This is a genomic window from Bartonella sp. PS7NMGDW (assembly GCF_042193585.1).
Taxonomy (GTDB): Bacteria; Pseudomonadota; Alphaproteobacteria; order Rhizobiales; family Rhizobiaceae; genus Bartonella; species Bartonella grahamii.
The window spans coordinates 1-1,090 of record NZ_JBHILX010000088.1; the positions used below are offsets into that span (position 1 = coordinate 1).

The following is a 1,090-nucleotide window of genomic DNA, read 5'->3' on the forward strand; positions in this document are numbered from 1 at the left end:
AAAGATCTTACAGAAAAAGAACAACAGCTTCTTCACGAGATGATAGAGACCTATCAAGGCTTGAAGATGATGTCACGTATCATGAAATTGATTGTCTTTATGTTCGTAATAGATTTTTCCCGTTTCGTGGATGCCGTAGATAATAGCTTTTCATACCTCAAAAAGTGACTAACAAAAAGTTGAAAAACTTTTTGTTTAAGAAAAGAAATTAATATTAATGATAATTTACACTATGTTTAACTAAGTTAAATAATGTATAATCATTAATATTCTTAAAGAGGAAATATTATGAGTGAAAAAAGTGACTTATAGCAGCTAAAGTAGATATAAATCTAAAAAGCGCATTTATGGCTATAGCTGAAATAAAACACTGTTCAGCATCTCAAATTTTACGTGATCTTATTCGTGTGTACGTTGAAAATAATAAGATACCCAATAAAGAAACGCTTGAAACTTTTCATAAAAATGATAGCAATGAAGATGTTTTTTATGCTGAAAATATTGCTGATTTGATTAAGCAATTGGATATTTGATTATGCGTTCAGTGAGTTATTCAGGAAAGTTTAAAAAGGATGTAAAATGAGCAAAAAAACGTGGAAAAGATATGCGAAAGTTCACAGAAGTTATGCAACTTCTAGTTAATAAGAAGCAATTGCTATCTATTTTAAATGATCATGCATTACAAGGAAATTAAAAGCCTCGTCGATATCTTCATATAGAATCCGATTGGTTGTTAATTTATATAGTTGACGAAGAGCACATCCATTTTGATAGGACAGGTACGCATTCAGATTTATTTAAGTAAAAAGTTGATTATGCCCTTTAAAAAACCTGATTCGCAATAATTGAGAGCCATGTCACAAAATCCTATTCCCTAACCTTTATTTACGAATCCATCATGTTAAAAATATAATAAAAACAAGATATTAAATAAGGAAAAACAAAAAGTGGTGCCCAGACGCGGCAAGCAGGGGCTTAGCAACAAGATTCAAAGTATATAAAGATGTGTAAGAGCGTATTGATGTCTATAGCTTTTTATGATTCAATAAAAAAAGTAAGCATTAAAGGAAAAATCTCAAATCAGAAATTA

Annotated in this window: 2 protein-coding genes; both read left to right on the forward strand. The window is 29.8% G+C overall.

Annotation, left to right across the window (positions count from 1 at the left end):
• The first annotated feature begins 347 nt into the window (after window positions 1–347).
• A complete protein-coding gene (locus ACFIKJ_RS09420; protein WP_375626868.1) occupies window positions 348–533 on the forward strand; it encodes a hypothetical protein in 186 nt (61 codons plus the stop codon).
• A gap of 182 nt (window positions 534–715) precedes the next feature.
• A complete protein-coding gene (locus ACFIKJ_RS09425) occupies window positions 716–805 on the forward strand; it encodes a type II toxin-antitoxin system YafQ family toxin (protein WP_375626877.1) in 90 nt (29 codons plus the stop codon).
• Window positions 806–1,090: the final 285 nt, after the last annotated feature.

Bases quoted from the DNA above. Each gene is read 5' to 3' on its own strand.
- ACFIKJ_RS09420 (WP_375626868.1), top strand. From the start codon at position 348: ATGGCTATAGCTGAAATAAAACACTGTTCAGCATCTCAAATTTTACGT.